A 20,521-nucleotide genomic window follows, 5' to 3' on the forward strand; every position below is an offset into this window, starting at 1 on the left:
TGGTTATCCACAGAAGAGAGCCGCCCTAGCTTTTACAAGCTTTACAGAAAAGCTTTAAATAATTCCCTTCTTTATTTTTATGTCTGGCAAACAGGAATTCGGTTCCTTGAGCTCCAGAGATCTATTTATAAGGAAACGCTGGTTGGAAATTGACCTGAAGGCTTGCTTTCTCTAGAATCCCCGGTCTCTTAAAACGGGGGCCATTCCGGCCCGTTGTGGACGAACCAGGTAACACGACATGAAACGTACTTTCCAACCAAGCACTATCAAACGCGCTCGTACCCACGGTTTCCGTGCTCGCATGGCTACCAAGAACGGTCGTGCCGTCCTGTCGCGTCGCCGCGCCAAAGGTCGTGCGCGTCTGGCAGTTTGATAATCCGGCACTGGAGGTGAGTCAGGACTTCAGTCGGGAAAAGCGTCTGCTTACCCCCCGGCATTTCAAGGCAGTCTTTGACTCCCCTACCGGCAAGGTTCCGGGGAAAAATCTCCTGCTCCTTGCGCGCAACAACGATCTTGATCACCCCCGTCTCGGGCTGGTTATCGGGAAAAAGAGCGTAAAGCTCTCCGTTGAGCGCAATCGCCTCAAACGTCTGATGCGCGAATCGTTCCGTCTGCACCAGGATTCTCTGGTCGGCTGGGACATCGTTATCGTCGCGCGCAAAGGTTTGGGCGACGTAGAAAACCCCGAATTGATTCAGCATTTCGGCAAACTCTGGAAGCGCCTGGCCCGTAACAAGCCAGTTTCAGCAGTCAAAACCGAAACTGTAGGGGTAGACAGTCCAGATGCGTAAACTGGCCCTCGTTCCGATCCAGTTTTATCGCTACGCCATTAGTCCTTTGATGGCCAATCACTGTCGTTTCTACCCCAGTTGTTCTTGCTACGCGTATGAAGCCATCGAAAATCATGGCCTTCTGCGCGGTGGCTGGCTGACCTTTCGTCGTTTAGGTCGCTGTCATCCGTGGAATCCCGGTGGTTATGACCCGGTTCCACCTATCCCTACCTCCCGTTCTTCTTCGATGGCCGAGTAATCATGGATATCAAACGCACGATCCTGATCGTCGCCCTGGCAATCGTGTCCTACGTCATGGTTCTTAAATGGAACCAGGATTATGGCCAGGCTGCCCTGCCGACTCAGAATGTTGCTTCCAGTACGACTGCATCCGGTTTGCCGGACACCGTTCCTGGCAATAACGCTTCCGCCAGTGACGATATTCCGCGTGCCGCCAGCGATACCAGCGCACCTGTGGAAACGCCAGTCGCTGCCAGCAAGGATCTGATCCAGGTCAAAACCGACGTGCTCGATCTGGCGATCGATCCACAGGGCGGTGACGTTGCTCAACTGACTTTGCCACTGTATCCACGTCGTCAGGACCGTCCTGATGTGCCGTTTCAACTGTTCGACAACGGCGGCGAGCGTACTTATCTGGCACAAAGCGGCCTGATCGGCACCAACGGTCCGGACGCAAGCCCGGCCGGTCGTCCGGTTTACGCTTCGGAGAAGAAAAGTTATCAACTGGCTGACGGTCAGGACCAACTGATCGTCGACCTGAAGTTCAGCAAGGACGGCGTCAATTACATCAAGCGTTTCACTCTGAAACGCGGCCTGTATGACGTGACCGTGACCTACCTTGTGGATAACCAGAGCGCTCAGCCTTGGTCGGGTTCGATGTTCGCCCAGCTGAAGCGCGATGCCAGTGCCGACCCTTCGTCGACCACTGCCACCGGCACCGCGACTTACCTGGGCGCTGCCCTGTGGACAAGTTCCGAGCCGTACAAGAAAGTGTCCATGAAAGACATGGACAAAGGTCAGCTGAAGGAAACCGTCACCGGTGGCTGGGTAGCCTGGCTGCAGCACTACTTTGTGACTGCGTGGGTTGCGCCGAAAGGCGAAAACAACGTCGTTCAGACGCGTAAAGACAGCAAAGGCAACTACATCATCGGTTACACCGGTCCTTCGCTGACCGCTGCACCGGGTGCGAAAGTTGAAACCAGCGCCATTCTGTACGCCGGGCCGAAAAGCCAGGCCGTGCTGAAACAGTTGTCCCCAGGTCTGGAACTGACGGTCGACTACGGCATTCTGTGGTTCATCGCTCAACCGATCTTCTGGCTGCTGCAACACATTCACGCGATTGTGGGTAACTGGGGCTGGTCGATTATCTTCCTGACCATGCTGATCAAAGGGATCTTCTTCCCATTGTCGGCCGCCAGCTACAAATCCATGGCGCGCATGCGTGCCGTTGCGCCGAAACTGGCTGCATTGAAAGAGCAACATGGCGATGACCGGCAGAAAATGTCGCAAGCCATGATGGAGCTGTACAAGAAAGAGAAGATCAATCCGCTGGGCGGCTGCTTGCCGATCCTCGTGCAGATGCCGGTTTTCCTTTCGCTGTACTGGGTTCTGCTGGAAAGCGTGGAAATGCGCCAGGCGCCATTCATGCTGTGGATCACTGACCTGTCGATCAAGGATCCGTTCTTCATCCTGCCGATCATCATGGGCGCGACCATGTTCATTCAGCAGCGTCTGAACCCGACTCCACCGGATCCGATGCAGGCGAAGGTCATGAAAATGATGCCAATCATCTTCACCTTCTTCTTCCTGTGGTTCCCGGCTGGTCTGGTGCTGTACTGGGTTGTGAACAACTGCCTGTCGATTGCCCAACAGTGGTACATCACGCGTAAGATCGAAGCGGCGACGAAAAAAGCCGAGGCGTAACTTACTCTGTGGATAACACCACTCAAAACGCCCCCTAGTGGGGCGTTTTGCTATCTGCCACTTTTGTCTGGATTCCGGTTTATGAGCGCACCTCGTGAAACCATCGCCGCTGTCGCCACCGCTCAAGGTCGCGGCGGTGTCGGCATCGTCCGTATTTCCGGGCCGTTGGCCAGCGTCGCAGCCAAAGCCATCAGCGGCCGTGAACTGAAACCGCGTTACGCGCATTACGGTCCGTTTTTCAGTGATGATCAGCAAGTGCTGGACGAAGGACTGGCCCTGTATTTCCCGGGGCCGAACTCGTTCACCGGCGAAGACGTGCTGGAACTGCAGGGCCACGGCGGCCCGATTGTTCTGGACATGTTGCTCAAGCGTTGCCTGGAACTGGGTTGCCGTCTGGCCCGCCCCGGTGAATTCAGCGAGCGCGCGTTCCTCAACGACAAACTCGACCTGGCTCAGGCAGAGGCGATTGCCGATCTGATCGAAGCCAGTTCTGCACAGGCTGCACGCAATGCCTTGCGCTCGCTGCAGGGAGCGTTTTCCCAGCGTGTGCATAACCTCACTGAACAACTGATCGGCCTGCGCATCTACGTGGAAGCTGCCATCGACTTTCCGGAAGAGGAAATCGACTTTCTTGCCGATGGCCATGTGTTAAGCATGCTCGACAAGGTACGTGAAGAGTTATCCACTGTGCTGCGAGAAGCCGGACAGGGTGCCTTGTTGCGCGACGGTATGACCGTGGTGATTGCCGGTCGTCCGAATGCCGGCAAGTCCAGCCTGTTGAATGCCCTGGCTGGCCGCGAAGCCGCGATCGTGACTGAGATCGCCGGTACCACGCGAGACATTCTGCGCGAACATATCCACATTGATGGCATGCCGTTGCACGTGGTGGACACCGCCGGTCTGCGCGATACCGATGATCAAGTGGAAAAGATTGGTGTTGAACGAGCGCTGAAGGCGATCACTGAAGCCGACCGGGTGTTGCTGGTGGTCGATGCCACTGCGCCGGAAGCGGCTGATCCGTTTGCCCTGTGGCCGGAATTCCTCGAAACCCGGCCAGATCCGGCCAAAGTCACCTTGATCCGCAACAAGGCTGACCTGACGGGTGAGACGATTGCCCTGGAAGTCAGTGACGATGGCCACGTGACCATCAGCCTCAGCGCCAAATCCGCCGGCGAAGGTCTGGAATTGCTGCGCGACCACCTCAAGGCCTGCATGGGCTATGAGCAAACCTCGGAAAGCAGCTTCAGTGCCCGTCGCCGCCATCTGGAGGCCCTCCGCCACGCCAGTGCAGCGCTGGAACATGGTCGTGCACAGCTGACGCTGGCAGGTGCCGGTGAACTGCTGGCCGAAGATTTGCGTCAGGCACAGCACTCACTGGGCGAAATCACCGGGGCATTCAGCTCCGATGACCTGCTCGGCCGGATCTTTTCCAGCTTCTGTATCGGTAAATAAGCCCTCTGCTGTAAGCAGACAGGCCCATTCGCGGCCTGTCTGCACCCTCATTTCCAATTCCTTTCTCCAGTGCCGGGCAGATTCCCTCTCCCTCAGCGGATTTCCCGCGGCCGTCGTGCAGTCACTCAGCGGATTTCTGTGGATTAAGCCCTGTGAATAACTGCCACTGAGGGCAGTTGATAACAGGGCGCCAAAACTGGATATAACTGCCTCTGTGGATAACCACCTCATTCATCCACAGGCTTAAACCGGTTATCCAAGGGCCTCATTGGCACCTGGTCACAGGGTTTTGAAACGCTGTACATATTGAAATATATAGCCTGTAGCGATCTATCCACAGAAAGGATGGTCAGTAAGAATAAACATAAAAACAAAGGTTTTATAAATTTCTCTTTTTTTTATTCTTTTGATCTCGAGTTCTCCACAGCTGGTTAAATTTTGTGCAAAGGGTTCTTTAGGAAGGGCGAAGTCCCTATACTTGTCGACCAGGTTCAGAAACCTGATCTCAAACTATTCCTGATTGACCTACTTAAGCAGGCACGAGGTGCGTGGTGGATTTCCCTTCCCGTTTTGAAGTGATCGTCATCGGCGGCGGTCATGCCGGTACCGAGGCAGCACTGGCCTCAGCACGTATGGGGGCAAAAACCCTGTTGCTGACGCATAACGTGGAAACCCTCGGTGCCATGAGCTGCAACCCGGCCATCGGTGGCATTGGCAAAAGCCATCTGGTCAAGGAAATCGATGCCCTCGGCGGCGCGATGGCCGTGGCTACCGACCTGGGCGGTATCCAGTTTCGTGTGTTGAACAGCCGTAAAGGCCCGGCCGTGCGTGCAACCCGTGCCCAGGCGGACCGGATTCTGTACAAGGCCGCTGTCCGCGAAATCCTGGAAAACCAGCCGAACCTGTGGATATTTCAACAGGCTGCTGACGACTTGATCGTCGAGCAGGAACAGGTTCGTGGTGTGGTCACACAAATGGGTCTGCGCTTTTTCGCCGATTCCGTAGTGCTGACCACCGGAACGTTCCTCGGTGGACTTATCCACATCGGTTTGCAGAATTTCTCCGGCGGTCGTGCCGGTGATCCGCCATCGATTGCCCTCGCACATCGTCTGCGTGAACTGCCGCTGCGTGTCGGTCGCCTGAAAACCGGTACGCCACCGCGCATTGATGGCAAGTCTGTGGATTTCTCGGTGATGGCCGAGCAACCAGGCGATACGCCGATCCCGGTGATGTCGTTCATGGGCAACAAGGAACAGCATCCACGCCAGGTCAGTTGCTGGATTACTCACACCAACGCCCGCACCCACGAAATCATTGCGGCGAACCTCGACCGTTCGCCGATGTATTCCGCTGCCGGCGAGATCGAGGGCATCGGCCCGCGTTATTGCCCGTCGATCGAAGACAAGATTCACCGCTTTGCCGACAAGGAAAGCCATCAGGTGTTCATTGAGCCGGAAGGCCTGACCACTCATGAGCTGTATCCGAACGGGATATCCACAAGCTTGCCGTTCGACGTGCAATTGCAGATCGTGCAATCGATTCGCGGCATGGAAAACGCGCACATCGTGCGTCCGGGTTATGCGATCGAGTACGACTACTTCGATCCGCGCGACCTGAAGTACAGCCTGGAAACCAAAGTCATCGGCGGTCTGTTCTTCGCCGGGCAAATCAACGGCACCACCGGTTACGAAGAAGCCGGTGCGCAAGGTTTGCTTGCCGGGGCCAACGCTGCGCTGCGCGCCAAGGGCAAAGAAGCCTGGTGCCCGCGTCGCGATGAGGCGTACATCGGCGTACTCGTCGACGACCTGATCACCCTCGGTACCCAAGAGCCGTACCGCATGTTCACTTCCCGTGCCGAGTACCGCCTGATCCTGCGTGAAGACAACGCCGACCTGCGTCTGACCGAAAAAGGCCGCGAACTGGGTCTGGTCGATGACGCGCGTTGGGCGGCGTTCTGCAAGAAGCGCGAAAACATCGAACTGGAAGAGCAGCGTCTGAAAAGCACCTGGGTTCGCCCGGGTACGCAGCAGGGCGATGCGATTGCGGAAAAATTCGGCACACCGCTGACTCACGAATACAACTTGCTCAACCTCTTGAGCCGTCCGGAAATCGACTACGCTGGTCTGGTCGAAGTGACCGGACAGGGCGCCGAAGATCCACAGGTCGCCGAACAGGTTGAGATCAAGACCAAATACGCCGGTTACATCGACCGTCAACAGGACGAAATCGCCCGTCTGCGCGCCAGTGAAGACACGAAACTGCCTGTGGATATCGATTACACCAACATTTCCGGTCTCTCCAAGGAGATCCAGAGCAAGCTCGGTGCCACGCGTCCGGAGACGCTCGGCCAGGCTTCGCGGATTCCGGGCGTGACCCCGGCAGCGATTTCGCTGTTGATGATTCATTTGAAAAAACGCGGCGCGGGCCGTCAGTTGGAGCAAAGCGCTTGAGTTCTAAGGTCACTTCGCAACACGCCGAAGAGTTATCCACAGGAGCCCGCGCGCTCGGTGTCAATCTCAGTGCAGCTCAGCACGAACTGCTGCTGGGTTACCTGGCCCTGTTGATCAAATGGAACCAGGCCTACAACCTGACTGCTGTGCGCGACCCGGACGAGATGGTCTCGCGGCATCTGCTCGACAGTCTGAGCGTGATGTCGTTTATCGAAAACGGTCGCTGGCTCGACGTCGGCAGCGGCGGCGGCATGCCGGGGATCCCGTTGGCGATCCTGTATCCGGACTCGCAAGTGACCTGTCTGGACAGCAACGGCAAGAAAACCCGCTTCCTGACTCAGGTCAAACTCGAACTCAAACTGGATAACCTGCAAGTTATCCACAGTCGTGTCGAAGCTTTCCAGCCTGCCCAGCCATTTAACGGGATCATCTCCCGGGCGTTCAGCAGTATGGAGAACTTCACCAACTGGACTCGCCATCTGGGCGATGCCGACACGCGCTGGCTGGCAATGAAGGGCGTTCATCCGGCTGATGAGCTGGTAGCATTGCCGGCAGACTTCAAACTCGATAGCGAACACGCCCTGGCCGTCCCCGGTTGCCAAGGCCAACGCCATCTGCTGATACTGCGCCGCACGGCATGATTGGGAACACAAGCAAGAATGGCTAAGGTATTCGCGATAGCGAACCAGAAGGGTGGTGTGGGCAAAACCACCACCTGTATCAACCTCGCAGCATCCCTGGTCGCGACCAAGCGCCGGGTGCTGTTGATCGATCTCGATCCACAGGGCAACGCCACCATGGGTAGCGGTGTGGATAAACATGGCCTGGAAAACTCGGTCTACGACCTGCTGATCGGCGAATGCGATCTGGCCCAGGCCATGCATTTCTCGGAACATGGCGGTTATCAACTGCTGCCGGCCAACCGGGATCTGACGGCGGCCGAAGTGGTGCTGCTGGAAATGCAGATGAAGGAAAGCCGTCTGCGCAGCGCGCTGGCGCCGATCCGTGAAAACTACGATTACATTTTGATCGACTGCCCGCCGTCGCTGTCGATGCTCACGTTGAACGCTTTGGTTGCCGCCGATGGGGTGATTATCCCCATGCAATGCGAATACTTTGCGCTCGAAGGCTTGAGCGACCTTGTGGATAACATCAAGCGCATCGCCGAACTGCTGAACCCCAACCTCAAGGTCGAAGGTTTGCTGCGCACCATGTACGACCCGCGGCTGAGTCTGATGAACGACGTCTCGGCCCAGCTCAAGGAACACTTTGGCGAACAGCTGTACGACACAGTGATCCCGCGCAACATCCGTCTGGCCGAAGCGCCGAGCTACGGTATGCCGGCACTGGCCTACGACAAGCAATCGCGCGGCGCGCTGGCCTATCTGGCTCTGGCGGGCGAAATGGTTCGCCGTCAGCGCAAAAATTCACGCATCGCCGCTGCCCAGCCAACTTAAGGAATCCCCATGGCCGTCAAGAAACGAGGTCTCGGACGTGGACTGGATGCACTGCTGAGTGGTCCGACCGTCAGCGCGCTGGAAGAACAGGCGGCGCAGGCCGATACCCGTGAACTGCAACACTTGCCGCTGGACCTGCTGCAGCGCGGCAAATACCAGCCACGCCGCGACATGGACCCGCAGGCACTGGAAGAGCTGGCGCAGTCAATCAAGTCGCAAGGCGTGATGCAGCCGATCGTGGTGCGCCCGATTGGTGGTGGCCGTTTTGAAATCATCGCCGGTGAACGCCGCTGGCGCGCCAGCCAGCAGGCCGGCCAGGAAACCATCCCGGCGATGGTCCGTGATGTGCCGGATGAAACCGCGATCGCCATTGCGCTTATCGAGAACATCCAGCGTGAAGACCTGAACCCGATCGAGGAAGCCGTCGCCTTGCAGCGTCTGCAGCAGGAATTCCAGCTCACTCAACAGCAGGTGGCCGAGGCTGTGGGTAAGTCCCGCGTGACTGTGGCTAACCTGTTGCGACTTATTGCACTGCCGGAAGTCATCAAGACCATGCTGTCCCACGGTGACCTGGAAATGGGTCATGCCCGTGCTTTGCTCGGTCTGCCGGACAATCAGCAGGTGGAAGGGGCGCGACATGTTGTCGCACGCGGCCTGACTGTGCGCCAAACTGAGGCACTGGTTCGCCAGTGGTTGAGTGGCAAACCGGAGCCTGTGGAAGCGGCCAAACCCGACCCGGATATCGCCCGGCTCGAACAGCGTCTGGCCGAGCGCCTAGGCTCTGCGGTGCAGATCCGCCACGGGAAGAAGGGAAAAGGGCAGTTGGTGATCGGTTACAACTCCCTCGATGAGCTTCAAGGTGTGCTCGCACACATCCGCTGAAACATTTCCTCATGTAGCGCGCAGTCGGAAATCACTACCTGACAGTTGAATAGGGGCAGAACCGCCCCTATACTCTGCGCGCATTTTGTCGGCACAAATTATGCCAAGTTATTGAATTTCGGCAGCCGACCATTGGAGAGCAAACGTGATGGAAACCCGCAAGCCAAACCGCCTGCCGTTCCATCGCCTGGCGGTTTTTCCGGTGTTGATGGCTCAATTTGTCATTTTGCTCATTGCCGCTTTGGCGCTCTGGCAATGGCACGGAGTCGTTGCCGGATACTCGGGTCTTTGCGGAGGCCTGATAGCCTTGCTGCCCAATGTTTATTTCGCTCACAAGGCATTTCGGTTTTCCGGCGCCCGAGCAGCCCAGTCCATCGTCCGGTCATTTTATGCCGGCGAGGCAGGCAAACTGATTTTGACGGCAGTGCTGTTTGCACTGGTGTTTGCAGGTGTGAAGCCATTGGCGCCGATCGCAATATTCGGCGCTTTCGTGCTGACTCAGTCGGTCAGCTGGTTCGCTCCCCTGCTGATGAGAACAAGACTTTCGAGACCTTAGGGCGTTTGAGGCAACCATGGCAGAAACAACCGCTTCGGGCTATATCCAGCACCACTTGCAGAACCTGACCTTCGGTCAGCTACCCAACGGCGGCTGGGGCTTTGCCCATACCGCAGCAGAAGCCAAGGAAATGGGCTTCTGGGCTTTCCACGTCGATACCCTCGGCTGGTCGGTCGCGCTGGGTCTGATCTTCGTTTTCCTTTTCCGCATGGCGGCAAAGAAAGCGACTTCGGGTCAGCCGGGTGCTTTGCAGAACTTCGTTGAAGTATTGGTCGAATTCGTCGATGGCAGCGTGAAAGACAGCTTCCATGGCCGTAGCCCGGTGATTGCACCGCTGGCACTGACCATCTTCGTCTGGGTGTTCCTGATGAACGCCATCGACCTGGTACCGGTCGACTGGATTCCTCAGCTGGCCATCCTGATCTCCGGTGACCACCACATCCCGTTCCGCGCCGTGTCGACCACTGACCCGAACGCGACCCTGGGCATGGCGTTCTCGGTTTTCGCGCTGATCATTTTCTACAGCATCAAGGTCAAGGGCATCGGCGGCTTCATCGGCGAACTCACCCTGCACCCGTTCGGCAGCAAGAACATCTTCGTTCAGGCCCTGCTGATCCCGGTGAACTTCCTGCTGGAATTCGTGACCCTGATCGCCAAGCCGATCTCTCTGGCTCTGCGTCTGTTCGGCAACATGTATGCCGGCGAGCTGGTGTTCATTCTGATCGCTGTGATGTTCGGCAGCGGCCTGCTCTGGCTGAGCGGCCTGGGCGTTGTTCTGCAGTGGGCGTGGGCTGTGTTCCACATCCTGATCATCACCCTGCAGGCGTTCATCTTCATGATGCTGACCATCGTCTACCTGTCGATGGCGCACGAAGAAAACCATTAAGACGAGTCTCGACTAGTCTGATGTCCTTCCCGGTCAAACGGGAAGGGGCTCCTAACCGGGCCTCTGAAACGATTTGTTTTACCGCTTTAATCTAAAAAACCTAAACCATACGACGTAAAAGTCGGGAGGAAAGATGGAAACTGTAGTTGGTCTAACCGCTATCGCTGTTGCACTGTTGATCGGCCTGGGCGCACTGGGTACCGCAATTGGTTTCGGCCTGCTGGGCGGCAAGTTCCTGGAAGGCGCAGCGCGTCAGCCAGAAATGGTTCCAATGCTGCAAGTTAAAATGTTCATCGTTGCCGGTCTGCTCGACGCCGTAACCATGATCGGTGTTGGTATCGCTCTGTTCTTCACCTTTGCGAACCCGTTCGTTGGTCAGATCGCTGGCTAATTACCCGGATTCTTCCGAGTAATTTGATGTGATGGACAACGTAACTGCGAGGTGTTGGCGTGAACATTAATGCGACCCTGATTGGCCAGTCCGTTGCGTTCCTGATTTTTGTACTGTTCTGCATGAAGTTCGTATGGCCTCCGGTCATTGCGGCACTGCACGAACGTCAAAAGAAGATCGCTGATGGTCTGGACGCTGCCAGCCGAGCAGCTCGCGACCTGGAGTTGGCCCAAGAGAAAGCGGGTCAGCAACTGCGCGAAGCGAAAGCTCAGGCAGCTGAAATCATCGAGCAAGCCAAGAAACGCGGCAACCAGATCGTTGAAGAGGCTGTTGAAAAAGCCCGTATCGACGCTGACCGTGTGAAGGTTCAGGCTCAAGCCGAGATCGAACAGGAACTGAACAGTGTCAAAGACAAGCTGCGCGCCCAAGTGGGCTTGCTGGCTGTCGGCGGCGCCGAGAAGATCCTGGGTGCCACAATCGATCAAAACGCGCACGCAGAGCTGGTTAACCAACTGGCTGCTGAAATCTAAGCGAGGGCGATCATGGCAGAACTGACCACGTTGGCCCGACCTTACGCTAAGGCGGCCTTCGAGCACGCTCAGGCCCACCAGCAACTGGCCAATTGGTCAGCCATGCTCGGCCTGGCAGCAGCGGTGTCGCAAGACGACACCATGCAGCGCGTGCTCAAGGCCCCGCGACTGACGAGCGCAGAAAAGGCCGCCACGTTCATTGACGTGTGCGGCGACAAGTTCGATGCCAAGGCACAGAATTTCATCAATGTCGTTGCCGAAAACGACCGTCTCCCGCTTCTGCCGGAGATCGCCGCTCTTTTCGACCTGTACAAGGCCGAGCAAGAGAAATCGGTAGACGTTGAAGTGACCAGTGCTTTTGCATTGAACCAAGAACAGCAAGACAAACTCGCCAAGGTTCTCAGTGCACGACTCAACCGGGAAGTGCGCCTGCAAGTTGCGGAGGATGCTGCCCTTATAGGTGGTGTCGTTATCCGCGCCGGCGACCTGGTTATCGATGGCTCGATTCGCGGCAAAATCGCGAAACTTGCCGAAGCATTGAAATCTTGAGTTTGAAGGGGCAGCAGAGCAATGCAGCAACTCAATCCTTCCGAAATAAGTGAAATTATCAAGGGCCGCATCGAAAAGCTCGATGTGACCTCCCAAGCCCGTAACGAAGGCACTGTCGTCAGCGTATCTGACGGTATCGTGCGGATTCACGGTCTGGCCGACGTCATGTACGGCGAGATGATCGAGTTTCCGGGCGGCGTCTACGGTATGGCCCTCAACCTGGAGCAAGACTCCGTAGGTGCCGTTGTACTTGGCGCATACACCAGTCTGGCTGAAGGCATGAGCGCCAAGTGCACCGGCCGCATCCTCGAAGTTCCGGTAGGTAAGGAACTGCTGGGTCGCGTAGTCGACGCACTGGGTAACCCTGTTGACGGCAAAGGTCCACTGGGCAACACCGAGACCGACGCGGTCGAGAAAGTTGCACCGGGCGTGATCTGGCGTAAGTCGGTAGACCAGCCTGTACAGACTGGCTACAAGGCTGTCGATGCCATGATCCCTGTCGGCCGTGGCCAGCGTGAGCTGATCATCGGTGACCGTCAGATCGGTAAAACCGCTCTGGCGATCGACGCGATCATCAACCAGAAAGACAGCGGCATTTTCTGCGTCTACGTGGCAATCGGTCAGAAGCAGTCGACCATCGCCAACGTGGTTCGCAAGCTGGAAGAAAACGGTGCACTGGCTAACACCATCATCGTTGCAGCGAGCGCTTCGGAATCTGCAGCACTGCAATTCCTGGCTCCGTACTCCGGTTGCACCATGGGTGAATTCTTCCGCGACCGCGGTGAAGACGCGCTGATCGTTTATGACGATCTGTCCAAGCAAGCAGTGGCTTACCGCCAGATTTCCCTGCTGCTGCGCCGTCCACCAGGCCGTGAAGCTTACCCAGGCGACGTGTTCTATCTCCACTCCCGTCTGCTGGAGCGCGCATCCCGCGTTTCGGAAGAGTACGTAGAGAAGTTCACCAACGGCGCAGTGACCGGCAAAACCGGTTCCCTGACCGCACTGCCGATCATCGAAACCCAGGCTGGCGACGTTTCCGCGTTCGTTCCGACCAACGTGATTTCCATCACCGACGGTCAGATCTTCCTGGAATCGGCCATGTTCAACTCGGGCATCCGCCCTGCAGTGAACGCCGGTGTTTCGGTATCCCGTGTGGGTGGTGCCGCTCAGACCAAGATCATCAAGAAGCTGTCCGGTGGTATCCGTACCGCTCTGGCTCAGTACCGTGAACTGGCAGCATTCGCCCAGTTCGCTTCTGACCTGGACGAAGCGACCCGCAAGCAACTTGAGCATGGTCAGCGCGTTACCGAGCTGATGAAGCAGAAGCAATACGCACCGATGTCGATCGCTGACATGGCGCTGTCGCTGTATGCCGCTGAGCGTGGGTTCCTGACTGACATTGAAATCGCCAAGATCGGCAGCTTCGAACAAGCGCTGATTGCTTTCTTCAACCGCGATCACGCCGATTTGATGGCCAAGATCAACGTTAAAGGTGACTTCAATGACGAAATCGACGCTGGCCTCAAAGCCGGTATCGAGAAGTTCAAGGCCACCCAAACCTGGTAAGCCGCAGCGGGAGCCGCAAGGCTCCCGCTTGCTAACCTGATAGGTGTTACATGGCAGGCGCAAAAGAGATTCGCAGTAAGATTGCGAGCATCAAAAGCACGCAAAAAATTACCAGCGCCATGGAAAAAGTGGCGGTCAGCAAAATGCGCAAGGCACAAATGCGCATGGCTGCTAGCCGTCCTTATGCGGAACGTATCCGCCAGGTAATTGGGCATCTGGCCAACGCCAACCCGGAATACCGCCACCCGTTCATGATCGACCGTGAAGTAAAGCGTGTCGGTTATGTCGTAGTGAGCAGTGACCGTGGTCTGTGCGGCGGCTTGAACACCAACCTGTTCAAGGCCCTGGTCAAGGACATGGCGGTAAACCGCGAAAACGGCGTCGAGATTGATCTGTGTGTTGTTGGTAGCAAGGGTGCGGCCTTTTTCCGCAACTTCGGCGGTAACGTCGTTGCAGCTATCAGCCACCTGGGTGAAGAGCCGTCGATCAATGATCTGATCGGCAGCGTCAAGGTGATGCTGGATGCCTACCTGGACGGCCGTATTGACCGCCTGTCCGTGGTATCCAACAAGTTCATCAACACCATGACGCAACAGCCTACCGTGGAGCAGTTGATTCCACTGGTGGCGACCCCGGATCAAGAACTCAAGCACCACTGGGACTACCTCTACGAACCAGACGCCAAAGAGCTGCTAGACGGCTTGATGGTGCGCTACGTGGAGTCGCAGGTGTACCAGGCGGTGGTCGAGAACAACGCGGCCGAACAAGCTGCGCGGATGATCGCGATGAAGAACGCTACCGACAACGCCGGTGATTTGATCAGCGATTTGCAGCTGATCTACAACAAGGCGCGTCAGGCTGCGATCACCCAAGAGATCTCGGAAATCGTCGGCGGCGCTGCCGCGGTTTAACGGTTCAAATATTCAGAGGATCCAGCTATGAGTAGCGGACGTATCGTTCAAATCATCGGCGCCGTTATCGACGTGGAATTCCCACGCGACAGCGTACCGAGCATCTACGACGCCTTGAAGGTTCAAGGCGCCGAAACCACTCTGGAAGTTCAGCAGCAGCTGGGCGACGGCGTGGTACGTACCATTGCGATGGGCTCGACCGAAGGCTTGAAGCGCGGTCTGGACGTCAACAACACTGGCGCAGCCATCTCCGTACCGGTCGGTAAAGCGACTCTGGGCCGGATCATGGACGTACTGGGCAACCCGATCGACGAAGCAGGCCCGATCGGCGAAGAAGAGCGCTGGGGTATTCACCGCGCCGCTCCTTCCTTCGCTGAACAAGCTGGCGGCAACGAGCTGCTGGAAACCGGCATCAAGGTTATCGACCTGGTTTGCCCGTTCGCCAAGGGTGGTAAAGTCGGTCTGTTCGGTGGTGCCGGTGTAGGCAAAACCGTAAACATGATGGAACTGATCCGTAACATCGCCATCGAGCACAGCGGTTATTCCGTGTTCGCCGGTGTGGGTGAGCGTACTCGTGAGGGTAACGACTTCTACCACGAGATGAAGGACTCCAACGTTCTGGACAAAGTGGCCCTGGTTTACGGTCAGATGAACGAGCCGCCGGGAAACCGTCTGCGCGTAGCACTGACCGGCCTGACCATGGCCGAGAAGTTCCGTGACGAAGGTAACGACGTTCTGCTGTTCGTCGACAACATCTATCGTTACACCCTGGCCGGTACTGAAGTATCCGCACTGCTGGGCCGTATGCCTTCGGCAGTAGGTTACCAGCCGACTCTGGCTGAAGAGATGGGCGTGCTGCAAGAGCGCATCACTTCGACCAAGCAAGGTTCGATTACTTCGATCCAGGCGGTATACGTACCTGCGGACGACTTGACCGACCCGTCGCCAGCGACCACCTTCGCCCACTTGGACGCCACCGTCGTTCTGTCCCGTGACATCGCTTCCCTGGGTATCTACCCAGCGGTAGACCCACTGGACTCGACTTCGCGTCAGCTGGATCCGAACGTGATCGGCAACGACCACTACGAAACCGCTCGCGGTGTTCAGTACGTGCTGCAGCGCTACAAAGAGCTGAAGGACATCATTGCGATCCTGGGTATGGACGAGCTGTCGGAAGCCGACAAGCAGTTGGTAAACCGTGCTCGTAAGATCCAGCGCTTCTTGTCGCAGCCGTTCTTCGTGGCTGAAGTCTTCACCGGTGCTTCGGGTAAATACGTTTCCCTGAAAGACACCATTGCTGGCTTCAAAGGCATCCTCAACGGTGACTACGACCACCTGCCAGAACAAGCGTTCTACATGGTTGGCGGCATCGAAGAAGCGATCGAGAAAGCCAAGAAACTGTAATCCCGGCGCCCGGCAACGGGCGCTAATTTAGGTTGAGGCAATCAGATGGCTATGACAGTCCATTGCGATATCGTCAGCGCGGAAGGGGAAATCTTTTCCGGCCTGGTCGAGATGGTGATTGCGCACGGTGCACTGGGTGATCTTGGTATCGCTCTGGGTCACGCGCCGCTGATCACTAATCTGAAGCCAGGTCCGATCCGCCTGATCAAGCAAGGCGGGGAAGCCGAGGTGTTCTACATCTCCGGTGGTTTCCTCGAGGTTCAGCCGAACATGGTCAAGGTGCTTGCCGATACCGTGCAACGTGCCGCCGACCTGGATGAAGCTCAGGCTCAAGCAGCCCTCAAGGCTGCCGAAGCTGCTCTGCACGAGAAGAGCGCAGATTTCGATTACGGAGCTGCGTCCGCACGTCTGGCCGAGGCTGCAGCTCAGCTGCGCACCGTCCAGCAGATCCGCAAGAAGTTTGGCGGTTAATCCGTCAGCCGCTTGTTGTGCGATTGATAAAAAAGGGTAGCCTCGGCTACCCTTTTTTCTTTTCCGATTTTTACAACCCGGTCGCAGTTGCTGACCGCCCAGGATTGGTAGCCAGTCATGTCTCTCGAAATCGTTATTCTCGCGGCCGGTCAAGGCACCCGTATGCGATCGGCGTTGCCGAAAGTGCTGCACCCGGTTGCCGGCAATTCCATGCTTGGGCATGTTATCCACAGTGCACGGCAGCTCGATCCACAGCGCATTCATGTGGTGATCGGCCACGGTGCCGACGTGGTTCGCGAGCGTCTGGCGGCTGACGATCTGAATTTCGTCCTGCAGGACAAACAATTGGGCACTGGTCATGCCACGGCTCAGGCGGTCCCGTTCATCACTGCTGATACCGTACTGATCCTTTACGGTGACGTGCCTTTGATCGAAGTCGAAACCCTGCAGCGTCTGCTCAAGCACGTCGTACCGGGGCAGATGGGCCTGCTGACCGTTGAGCTGGAAGACCCGACCGGTTACGGCCGCATCGTGCGCGGCGCTGACGGCAAGGTTGCTGCCATCGTCGAACACAAAGATGCCAGCGAAGCCCAGCGCGCGATCACCGAAGGTAATACCGGCATTCTCGCTGTCCCGGCCAATCGTTTGGCCGACTGGATGAGCCGCCTGTCAAACAACAACGCGCAAGGCGAGTACTACCTGACCGACGTGATCGAAATGGCGGTCAGCGATGGTCTGGTGGTGGCCACCGAGCAGCCGCACGACCCGATGGAAGTGCAAGGCGCCAACGATCGCAAGCAACTGTCGGAACTGGAGCGTCATTACCAGCTGCGCGCCGGCCGCCGCCTGATGGCGCAAGGTGTGACCCTGCGTGACCCGGCGCGTTTCGATGTGCGGGGCGAAGTCACCGTCGGTCGCGATGTGCTGATCGACGTCAACGTGATTCTCGAAGGCAATGTTGTCATCGAGGACGACGTGGTGATCGGCCCGAACTGCGTGATCAAGGACAGCACCCTGCGTAAAGGCGTGGTGATCAAGGCCAACAGCCACATCGAAGGTGCGGTGCTGGGTGAAGGCAGCGATGCCGGTCCTTTCGCCCGTTTGCGTCCGGGCACGGTTCTGGAAGCGCGCGCGCATGTGGGTAACTTTGTCGAACTGAAAAACGCGCGCATGGGCGAGGGTGCCAAGGCCGGGCATCTGACCTACCTGGGCGACGCGGAAATCGGTGCACGCACCAACATTGGCGCCGGCACCATCACCTGTAACTACGATGGCGCCAACAAATGGAAAACCGTGTTGGGCGAAGATGTATTCATCGGCTCCAACAACTCGCTGGTCGCGCCTGTGGATATCTCGTCCGGGGCAACCACCGCGGCTGGCTCGACCATTACCCAGAATGTGGATAACGCGCAGTTGGCCGTGGGTCGGGCGCGGCAGAAAAATATCGATGGCTGGAAGCGGCCGGAGAAGATCAAGAAGAGCTGAGTTTTCCACAGCGGTTTTAACATCAAAAGATCGCAGCCTTCGGCAGCTCCTACAGAGGAGGGTGCCGGGGGTTGCGATTTTTTTATGGCCTGAGCTTGACGATTGAAGGGCAATAGGTTTTGATTGCTTACGTTATCTTTCGAAACGAAACTTAAGCCGCCATGTCGAAACGTAATACACCCCAGCGCCGCCACAACATTCTCGCCTTGCTCAACGAGCAGGGCGAAGTCAGTGTGGATGAACTGGCCAAGCGCTTCGAAACCTCGGAAGTTACGATCCGCAAGGATCTGGCTGCGCTGGAAAGCCATGGTCTGTTGCTGCGCCGTTACGGCGGGGCGATCACGATGCCGCAGGAGCTGGTGGCGGAACCCGGCCAAAGCGTTTCGAAGTACAAACAAGCGATTGCCCGCGCTGCCGTCAAACGTATCCGCGAGCACGCCCGCATCATCATCGACAGCGGCAGTACCACCGCCGCCATGATTCCCGAGCTGGGCCAGCAGCCGGGTCTGGTCGTCATGACCAACTCCCTGCATGTCGCCAACGCCTTGAGCGAACTCGAACACGAGCCGGTGCTGCTGATGACTGGCGGCACCTGGGATCCGCATTCGGAGTCCTTCCAGGGCCAGGTGGCTGAGCAGGTACTACGCTCTTACGACTTCGACCAGTTGTTTATCGGCGCCGATGGCATCGATCTGGTGCGCGGTACCACCACATTCAACGAGTTGCTCGGTTTGAGCCGGGTGATGGCGGAAGTAGCGCGGGAAGTGATCGTGATGGTCGAGGCCGACAAGATCGGCCGCAAGATTCCCAACCTGGAGCTGCCGTGGAGCAGCGTCCATACCCTCATTACCGATGATCGCTTGCCGCAAGAGGCCCGCGATCAGATTCAGGCCCGCGGTATCACATTGATTTGCGCGGCTGTCAGTCAGGAGAAATAAGCATGTGTGGAATTGTCGGCGCAGTTGCTGAACGTAATATCACCGCCATCCTGCTTGAAGGCCTCAAGCGCCTTGAATACCGCGGCTATGACAGCGCCGGTGTGGCAGTTTTCACCAATGACGAAAAGCTCGAGCGCATGCGCCGTCCGGGCAAGGTCAGCGAGCTGGAAGCAGCATTGGCCGCACAGCCGCTGGTTGGCCGTCTCGGTATCGCCCACACCCGTTGGGCGACCCACGGTGCACCATGCGAGCGTAACGCGCACCCGCATTTTTCCGGCGATATCGCCGTGGTGCACAACGGCATCATCGAGAACCACGAAGCCCTGCGTGAGCAACTGAAAGCGCAGGGTTACGTGTTCACTTCGGACACCGATACCGAAGTCATCGCGCACCTGCTGAGCCACAAACTGAAGGATCAGCCTGACCTGACCGTTGCGCTGAAAGCTACCGTCAAAGAGCTGCACGGCGCCTACGGTCTGGCCGTGATCAACGCACAACAGCCGGATCGTCTGGTGGCCGCGCGCAGTGGCAGCCCGTTGGTGATTGGTCTGGGCCTGGGTGAGAACTTCCTCGCCTCCGACCAGTTGGCCCTGCGCCAGGTCACTGACCGCTTCATGTACCTGGAAGAGGGCGATATCGCCGAAATTCGCCGCGATAACGTGCAGATCTGGGACGTCAATGGCAACGCTGTCGAACGCCAGACCGTGCAGTACAGCGATGGTGCCGAAGCCGCCGACAAGGGCGAATTCCGCCATTACATGCTCAAGGAAATCCACGAACAGCCCGTCGTGGTGCAGCGTACCCTCGAAGGTCGCCTGAGCAACAATCAGGTGCTGGTGCAGGCCTTCGGTCCACAGGCTGCCGAACTGTTCGCCAAAGTGCGCAACGTGCAGATCGTCGCCTGCGGTACCAGTTACCACGCTGGTATGGTTGCGCGCTACTGGCTCGAAGAACTGGCCGGTATCCCGTGCCAGGTCGAAGTCGCCAGCGAATTCCGCTACCGCAAAGTGGTGGTGCAGCCGGATACCCTGTTCGTGACCATCTCGCAGTCCGGCGAAACTGCCGACACCCTGGCCGCGCTGCGCAACGCCAAAGAGCTGGGCTTCCTCGCCAGCCTGGCGATCTGCAACGTCGGCATCAGCTCGCTGGTGCGTGAATCCGACCTGACGCTGCTGACCCAGGCCGGTCGCGAAATCGGCGTAGCCTCGACCAAGGCGTTCACCACACAACTGGTCGGCCTGTTGCTGCTGACCCTGTCTCTGGGTCAGGTACGCGGCACGCTGGGTAAAGGCGTCGAAGCCACGCTGGTGGAAGAGTTGCGTCGCCTGCCGACCCGTCTGGGTGAGGCACTGGCGATGGACAGCACCGTGGAAAAGATCGCCGAACTGTTCGCCGAGAAGAATCACACCCTGTTCCTCGGCCGTGGCGCGCAGTTCCCGGTCGCAATGGAGGGCGCCTTGAAACTCAAGGAAATCTCCTACATCCACGCCGAAGCCTATCCGGCTGGGGAACTGAAGCACGGCCCGCTGGCGCTTGTAGATAACGACATGCCGGTGGTCACCGTGGCGCCGAATAACGAACTGCTGGAGAAGCTCAAGTCCAACCTGCAGGAAGTCCGTGCCCGTGGCGGTGAACTGATCGTATTCGCTGACGAGAAGGCCGGGATGACCAACGGCGAAGGCACCCACGTGGTGCAGATGCCGCACATCCACGACATCCTCTCGCCGATCCTCTACACCGTCCCGCTGCAGTTGCTGTCGTACTACGTCGCCGTGCTCAAGGGCACCGACGTCGACCAGCCGCGTAACCTGGCGAAGTCGGTGACGGTGGAATAAGTTATCCACAGCTGACATTGACCCGTGTCTCTAAACAATTAGGT

General features: G+C 57.6%; 21 protein-coding genes. All 21 read left to right on the plus strand.

The window, feature by feature from the left end; translation table 11 throughout:
* The first annotated feature begins 238 nt into the window (after positions 1 to 238).
* Positions 239 to 373: a 50S ribosomal protein L34 gene (rpmH, locus tag ACM6HV_RS07470; protein ID WP_003213577.1), complete on the plus strand. Its 135-nt coding sequence runs from the start codon at positions 239 to 241 to the stop codon at positions 371 to 373.
* Between the two features lie 16 nt (positions 374 to 389).
* On the plus strand, positions 390 to 791 hold the full coding sequence (gene rnpA / locus ACM6HV_RS07475) for a ribonuclease P protein component (RefSeq protein ID WP_218191430.1): 402 nt from the start codon (positions 390 to 392) through the stop codon (positions 789 to 791).
* On the plus strand, positions 784 to 1,029 hold the full coding sequence (yidD, locus tag ACM6HV_RS07480; RefSeq protein ID WP_080921994.1) for a membrane protein insertion efficiency factor YidD: 246 nt from the start codon (positions 784 to 786) through the stop codon (positions 1,027 to 1,029). The genes rnpA and yidD overlap by 8 nt, the downstream gene beginning before the upstream one ends.
* A 2-nt stretch (positions 1,030 to 1,031) precedes the next feature.
* The gene (gene yidC / locus ACM6HV_RS07485; RefSeq protein WP_414903866.1) at positions 1,032 to 2,714 is read left to right on the plus strand and encodes a membrane protein insertase YidC; all 1,683 of its coding nucleotides are present in this window, start codon (positions 1,032 to 1,034) and stop codon (positions 2,712 to 2,714) included.
* Positions 2,715 to 2,795: 81 nt separating this feature from the next.
* The gene (gene mnmE, locus ACM6HV_RS07490; RefSeq protein ID WP_108184348.1) at positions 2,796 to 4,166 is read left to right on the plus strand and encodes a tRNA uridine-5-carboxymethylaminomethyl(34) synthesis GTPase MnmE; all 1,371 of its coding nucleotides are present in this window, start codon (positions 2,796 to 2,798) and stop codon (positions 4,164 to 4,166) included.
* Positions 4,167 to 4,717: 551 nt separating this feature from the next.
* Positions 4,718 to 6,616, plus strand: a complete 1,899-nt coding sequence (mnmG, locus tag ACM6HV_RS07495; RefSeq protein ID WP_414903867.1) for a tRNA uridine-5-carboxymethylaminomethyl(34) synthesis enzyme MnmG — start codon at positions 4,718 to 4,720, stop codon at positions 6,614 to 6,616.
* Positions 6,613 to 7,257 (plus strand): 16S rRNA (guanine(527)-N(7))-methyltransferase RsmG, encoded by a 645-nt coding sequence (gene rsmG / locus ACM6HV_RS07500; RefSeq protein ID WP_041073590.1) that lies wholly within the window; start codon positions 6,613 to 6,615, stop codon positions 7,255 to 7,257. Before mnmG ends, rsmG begins: the two co-directional genes overlap by 4 nt.
* Before the next feature lie 18 nt (positions 7,258 to 7,275).
* On the plus strand, positions 7,276 to 8,073 hold the full coding sequence (locus tag ACM6HV_RS07505) for a ParA family protein (protein ID WP_041073588.1): 798 nt from the start codon (positions 7,276 to 7,278) through the stop codon (positions 8,071 to 8,073).
* A gap of 9 nt (positions 8,074 to 8,082) precedes the next feature.
* Positions 8,083 to 8,955, plus strand: coding sequence for a ParB/RepB/Spo0J family partition protein (locus ACM6HV_RS07510; protein WP_003229785.1), 873 nt, complete (start codon positions 8,083 to 8,085; stop codon positions 8,953 to 8,955).
* A 148-nt stretch (positions 8,956 to 9,103) separates the two neighbouring features.
* On the plus strand, positions 9,104 to 9,511 hold the full coding sequence (locus ACM6HV_RS07515) for a F0F1 ATP synthase subunit I (RefSeq protein ID WP_414903868.1): 408 nt from the start codon (positions 9,104 to 9,106) through the stop codon (positions 9,509 to 9,511).
* A 16-nt stretch (positions 9,512 to 9,527) separates the two neighbouring features.
* Positions 9,528 to 10,397: a F0F1 ATP synthase subunit A gene (atpB, locus tag ACM6HV_RS07520; protein WP_145593848.1), complete on the plus strand. Its 870-nt coding sequence runs from the start codon at positions 9,528 to 9,530 to the stop codon at positions 10,395 to 10,397.
* A 133-nt stretch (positions 10,398 to 10,530) separates the two neighbouring features.
* Positions 10,531 to 10,788 carry a F0F1 ATP synthase subunit C gene (gene atpE, locus ACM6HV_RS07525; RefSeq protein ID WP_003097235.1) on the plus strand — a complete coding sequence of 86 codons (258 nt, stop codon included), beginning with the start codon at positions 10,531 to 10,533 and terminating at the stop codon, positions 10,786 to 10,788.
* Between the two features lie 59 nt (positions 10,789 to 10,847).
* Positions 10,848 to 11,318, plus strand: coding sequence for a F0F1 ATP synthase subunit B (locus ACM6HV_RS07530; RefSeq protein WP_011336718.1), 471 nt, complete (start codon positions 10,848 to 10,850; stop codon positions 11,316 to 11,318).
* A 12-nt stretch (positions 11,319 to 11,330) separates the two neighbouring features.
* The gene (locus tag ACM6HV_RS07535; protein ID WP_007911956.1) at positions 11,331 to 11,867 is read left to right on the plus strand and encodes a F0F1 ATP synthase subunit delta; all 537 of its coding nucleotides are present in this window, start codon (positions 11,331 to 11,333) and stop codon (positions 11,865 to 11,867) included.
* Between the two features lie 21 nt (positions 11,868 to 11,888).
* On the plus strand, positions 11,889 to 13,433 hold the full coding sequence (gene atpA / locus ACM6HV_RS07540) for a F0F1 ATP synthase subunit alpha (protein WP_041073579.1): 1,545 nt from the start codon (positions 11,889 to 11,891) through the stop codon (positions 13,431 to 13,433).
* A 50-nt stretch (positions 13,434 to 13,483) separates the two neighbouring features.
* Positions 13,484 to 14,344: a F0F1 ATP synthase subunit gamma gene (gene atpG, locus ACM6HV_RS07545; protein WP_007954161.1), complete on the plus strand. Its 861-nt coding sequence runs from the start codon at positions 13,484 to 13,486 to the stop codon at positions 14,342 to 14,344.
* A gap of 27 nt (positions 14,345 to 14,371) precedes the next feature.
* On the plus strand, positions 14,372 to 15,748 hold the full coding sequence (atpD, locus tag ACM6HV_RS07550) for a F0F1 ATP synthase subunit beta (RefSeq protein ID WP_007954162.1): 1,377 nt from the start codon (positions 14,372 to 14,374) through the stop codon (positions 15,746 to 15,748).
* A gap of 45 nt (positions 15,749 to 15,793) precedes the next feature.
* Entirely contained in the window at positions 15,794 to 16,219 is a 426-nt protein-coding gene (locus ACM6HV_RS07555; protein WP_007954164.1) for a F0F1 ATP synthase subunit epsilon, read from the plus strand.
* 117 nt (positions 16,220 to 16,336) lie between these two features.
* Positions 16,337 to 17,704: a bifunctional UDP-N-acetylglucosamine diphosphorylase/glucosamine-1-phosphate N-acetyltransferase GlmU gene (gene glmU / locus ACM6HV_RS07560; RefSeq protein WP_414903869.1), complete on the plus strand. Its 1,368-nt coding sequence runs from the start codon at positions 16,337 to 16,339 to the stop codon at positions 17,702 to 17,704.
* 161 nt (positions 17,705 to 17,865) lie between these two features.
* On the plus strand, positions 17,866 to 18,642 hold the full coding sequence (locus ACM6HV_RS07565; protein ID WP_041073573.1) for a DeoR/GlpR family DNA-binding transcription regulator: 777 nt from the start codon (positions 17,866 to 17,868) through the stop codon (positions 18,640 to 18,642).
* A 2-nt stretch (positions 18,643 to 18,644) separates the two neighbouring features.
* On the plus strand, positions 18,645 to 20,477 hold the full coding sequence (gene glmS / locus ACM6HV_RS07570; RefSeq protein ID WP_414903870.1) for a glutamine--fructose-6-phosphate transaminase (isomerizing): 1,833 nt from the start codon (positions 18,645 to 18,647) through the stop codon (positions 20,475 to 20,477).
* The last annotated feature ends 44 nt before the right edge of the window (positions 20,478 to 20,521 follow it).

Source organism: Pseudomonas sp. IT-P260, from assembly GCF_949768395.1.
In the GTDB taxonomy this organism is placed as follows: Bacteria; Pseudomonadota; Gammaproteobacteria; order Pseudomonadales; family Pseudomonadaceae; genus Aquipseudomonas; species Aquipseudomonas parakoreensis.

Bases quoted from the DNA above. Each gene is read 5' to 3' on its own strand.
- rpmH (WP_003213577.1), top strand. From the start codon at position 239: ATGAAACGTACTTTCCAACCAAGCACTATCAAACGCGCTCGTACCCAC.
- yidD (WP_080921994.1), top strand. From the start codon at position 784: ATGCGTAAACTGGCCCTCGTTCCGATCCAGTTTTATCGCTACGCCATT.
- yidC (WP_414903866.1), top strand. From the start codon at position 1,032: ATGGATATCAAACGCACGATCCTGATCGTCGCCCTGGCAATCGTGTCC.
- mnmE (WP_108184348.1), top strand. From the start codon at position 2,796: ATGAGCGCACCTCGTGAAACCATCGCCGCTGTCGCCACCGCTCAAGGT.
- ACM6HV_RS07505 (WP_041073588.1), top strand. From the start codon at position 7,276: ATGGCTAAGGTATTCGCGATAGCGAACCAGAAGGGTGGTGTGGGCAAA.
- ACM6HV_RS07510 (WP_003229785.1), top strand. From the start codon at position 8,083: ATGGCCGTCAAGAAACGAGGTCTCGGACGTGGACTGGATGCACTGCTG.
- ACM6HV_RS07515 (WP_414903868.1), top strand. From the start codon at position 9,104: ATGGAAACCCGCAAGCCAAACCGCCTGCCGTTCCATCGCCTGGCGGTT.
- atpB (WP_145593848.1), top strand. From the start codon at position 9,528: ATGGCAGAAACAACCGCTTCGGGCTATATCCAGCACCACTTGCAGAAC.
- atpE (WP_003097235.1), top strand. From the start codon at position 10,531: ATGGAAACTGTAGTTGGTCTAACCGCTATCGCTGTTGCACTGTTGATC.
- ACM6HV_RS07535 (WP_007911956.1), top strand. From the start codon at position 11,331: ATGGCAGAACTGACCACGTTGGCCCGACCTTACGCTAAGGCGGCCTTC.
- atpA (WP_041073579.1), top strand. From the start codon at position 11,889: ATGCAGCAACTCAATCCTTCCGAAATAAGTGAAATTATCAAGGGCCGC.
- atpG (WP_007954161.1), top strand. From the start codon at position 13,484: ATGGCAGGCGCAAAAGAGATTCGCAGTAAGATTGCGAGCATCAAAAGC.
- atpD (WP_007954162.1), top strand. From the start codon at position 14,372: ATGAGTAGCGGACGTATCGTTCAAATCATCGGCGCCGTTATCGACGTG.
- ACM6HV_RS07555 (WP_007954164.1), top strand. From the start codon at position 15,794: ATGGCTATGACAGTCCATTGCGATATCGTCAGCGCGGAAGGGGAAATC.
- glmU (WP_414903869.1), top strand. From the start codon at position 16,337: ATGTCTCTCGAAATCGTTATTCTCGCGGCCGGTCAAGGCACCCGTATG.
- ACM6HV_RS07565 (WP_041073573.1), top strand. From the start codon at position 17,866: ATGTCGAAACGTAATACACCCCAGCGCCGCCACAACATTCTCGCCTTG.
- glmS (WP_414903870.1), top strand. From the start codon at position 18,645: ATGTGTGGAATTGTCGGCGCAGTTGCTGAACGTAATATCACCGCCATC.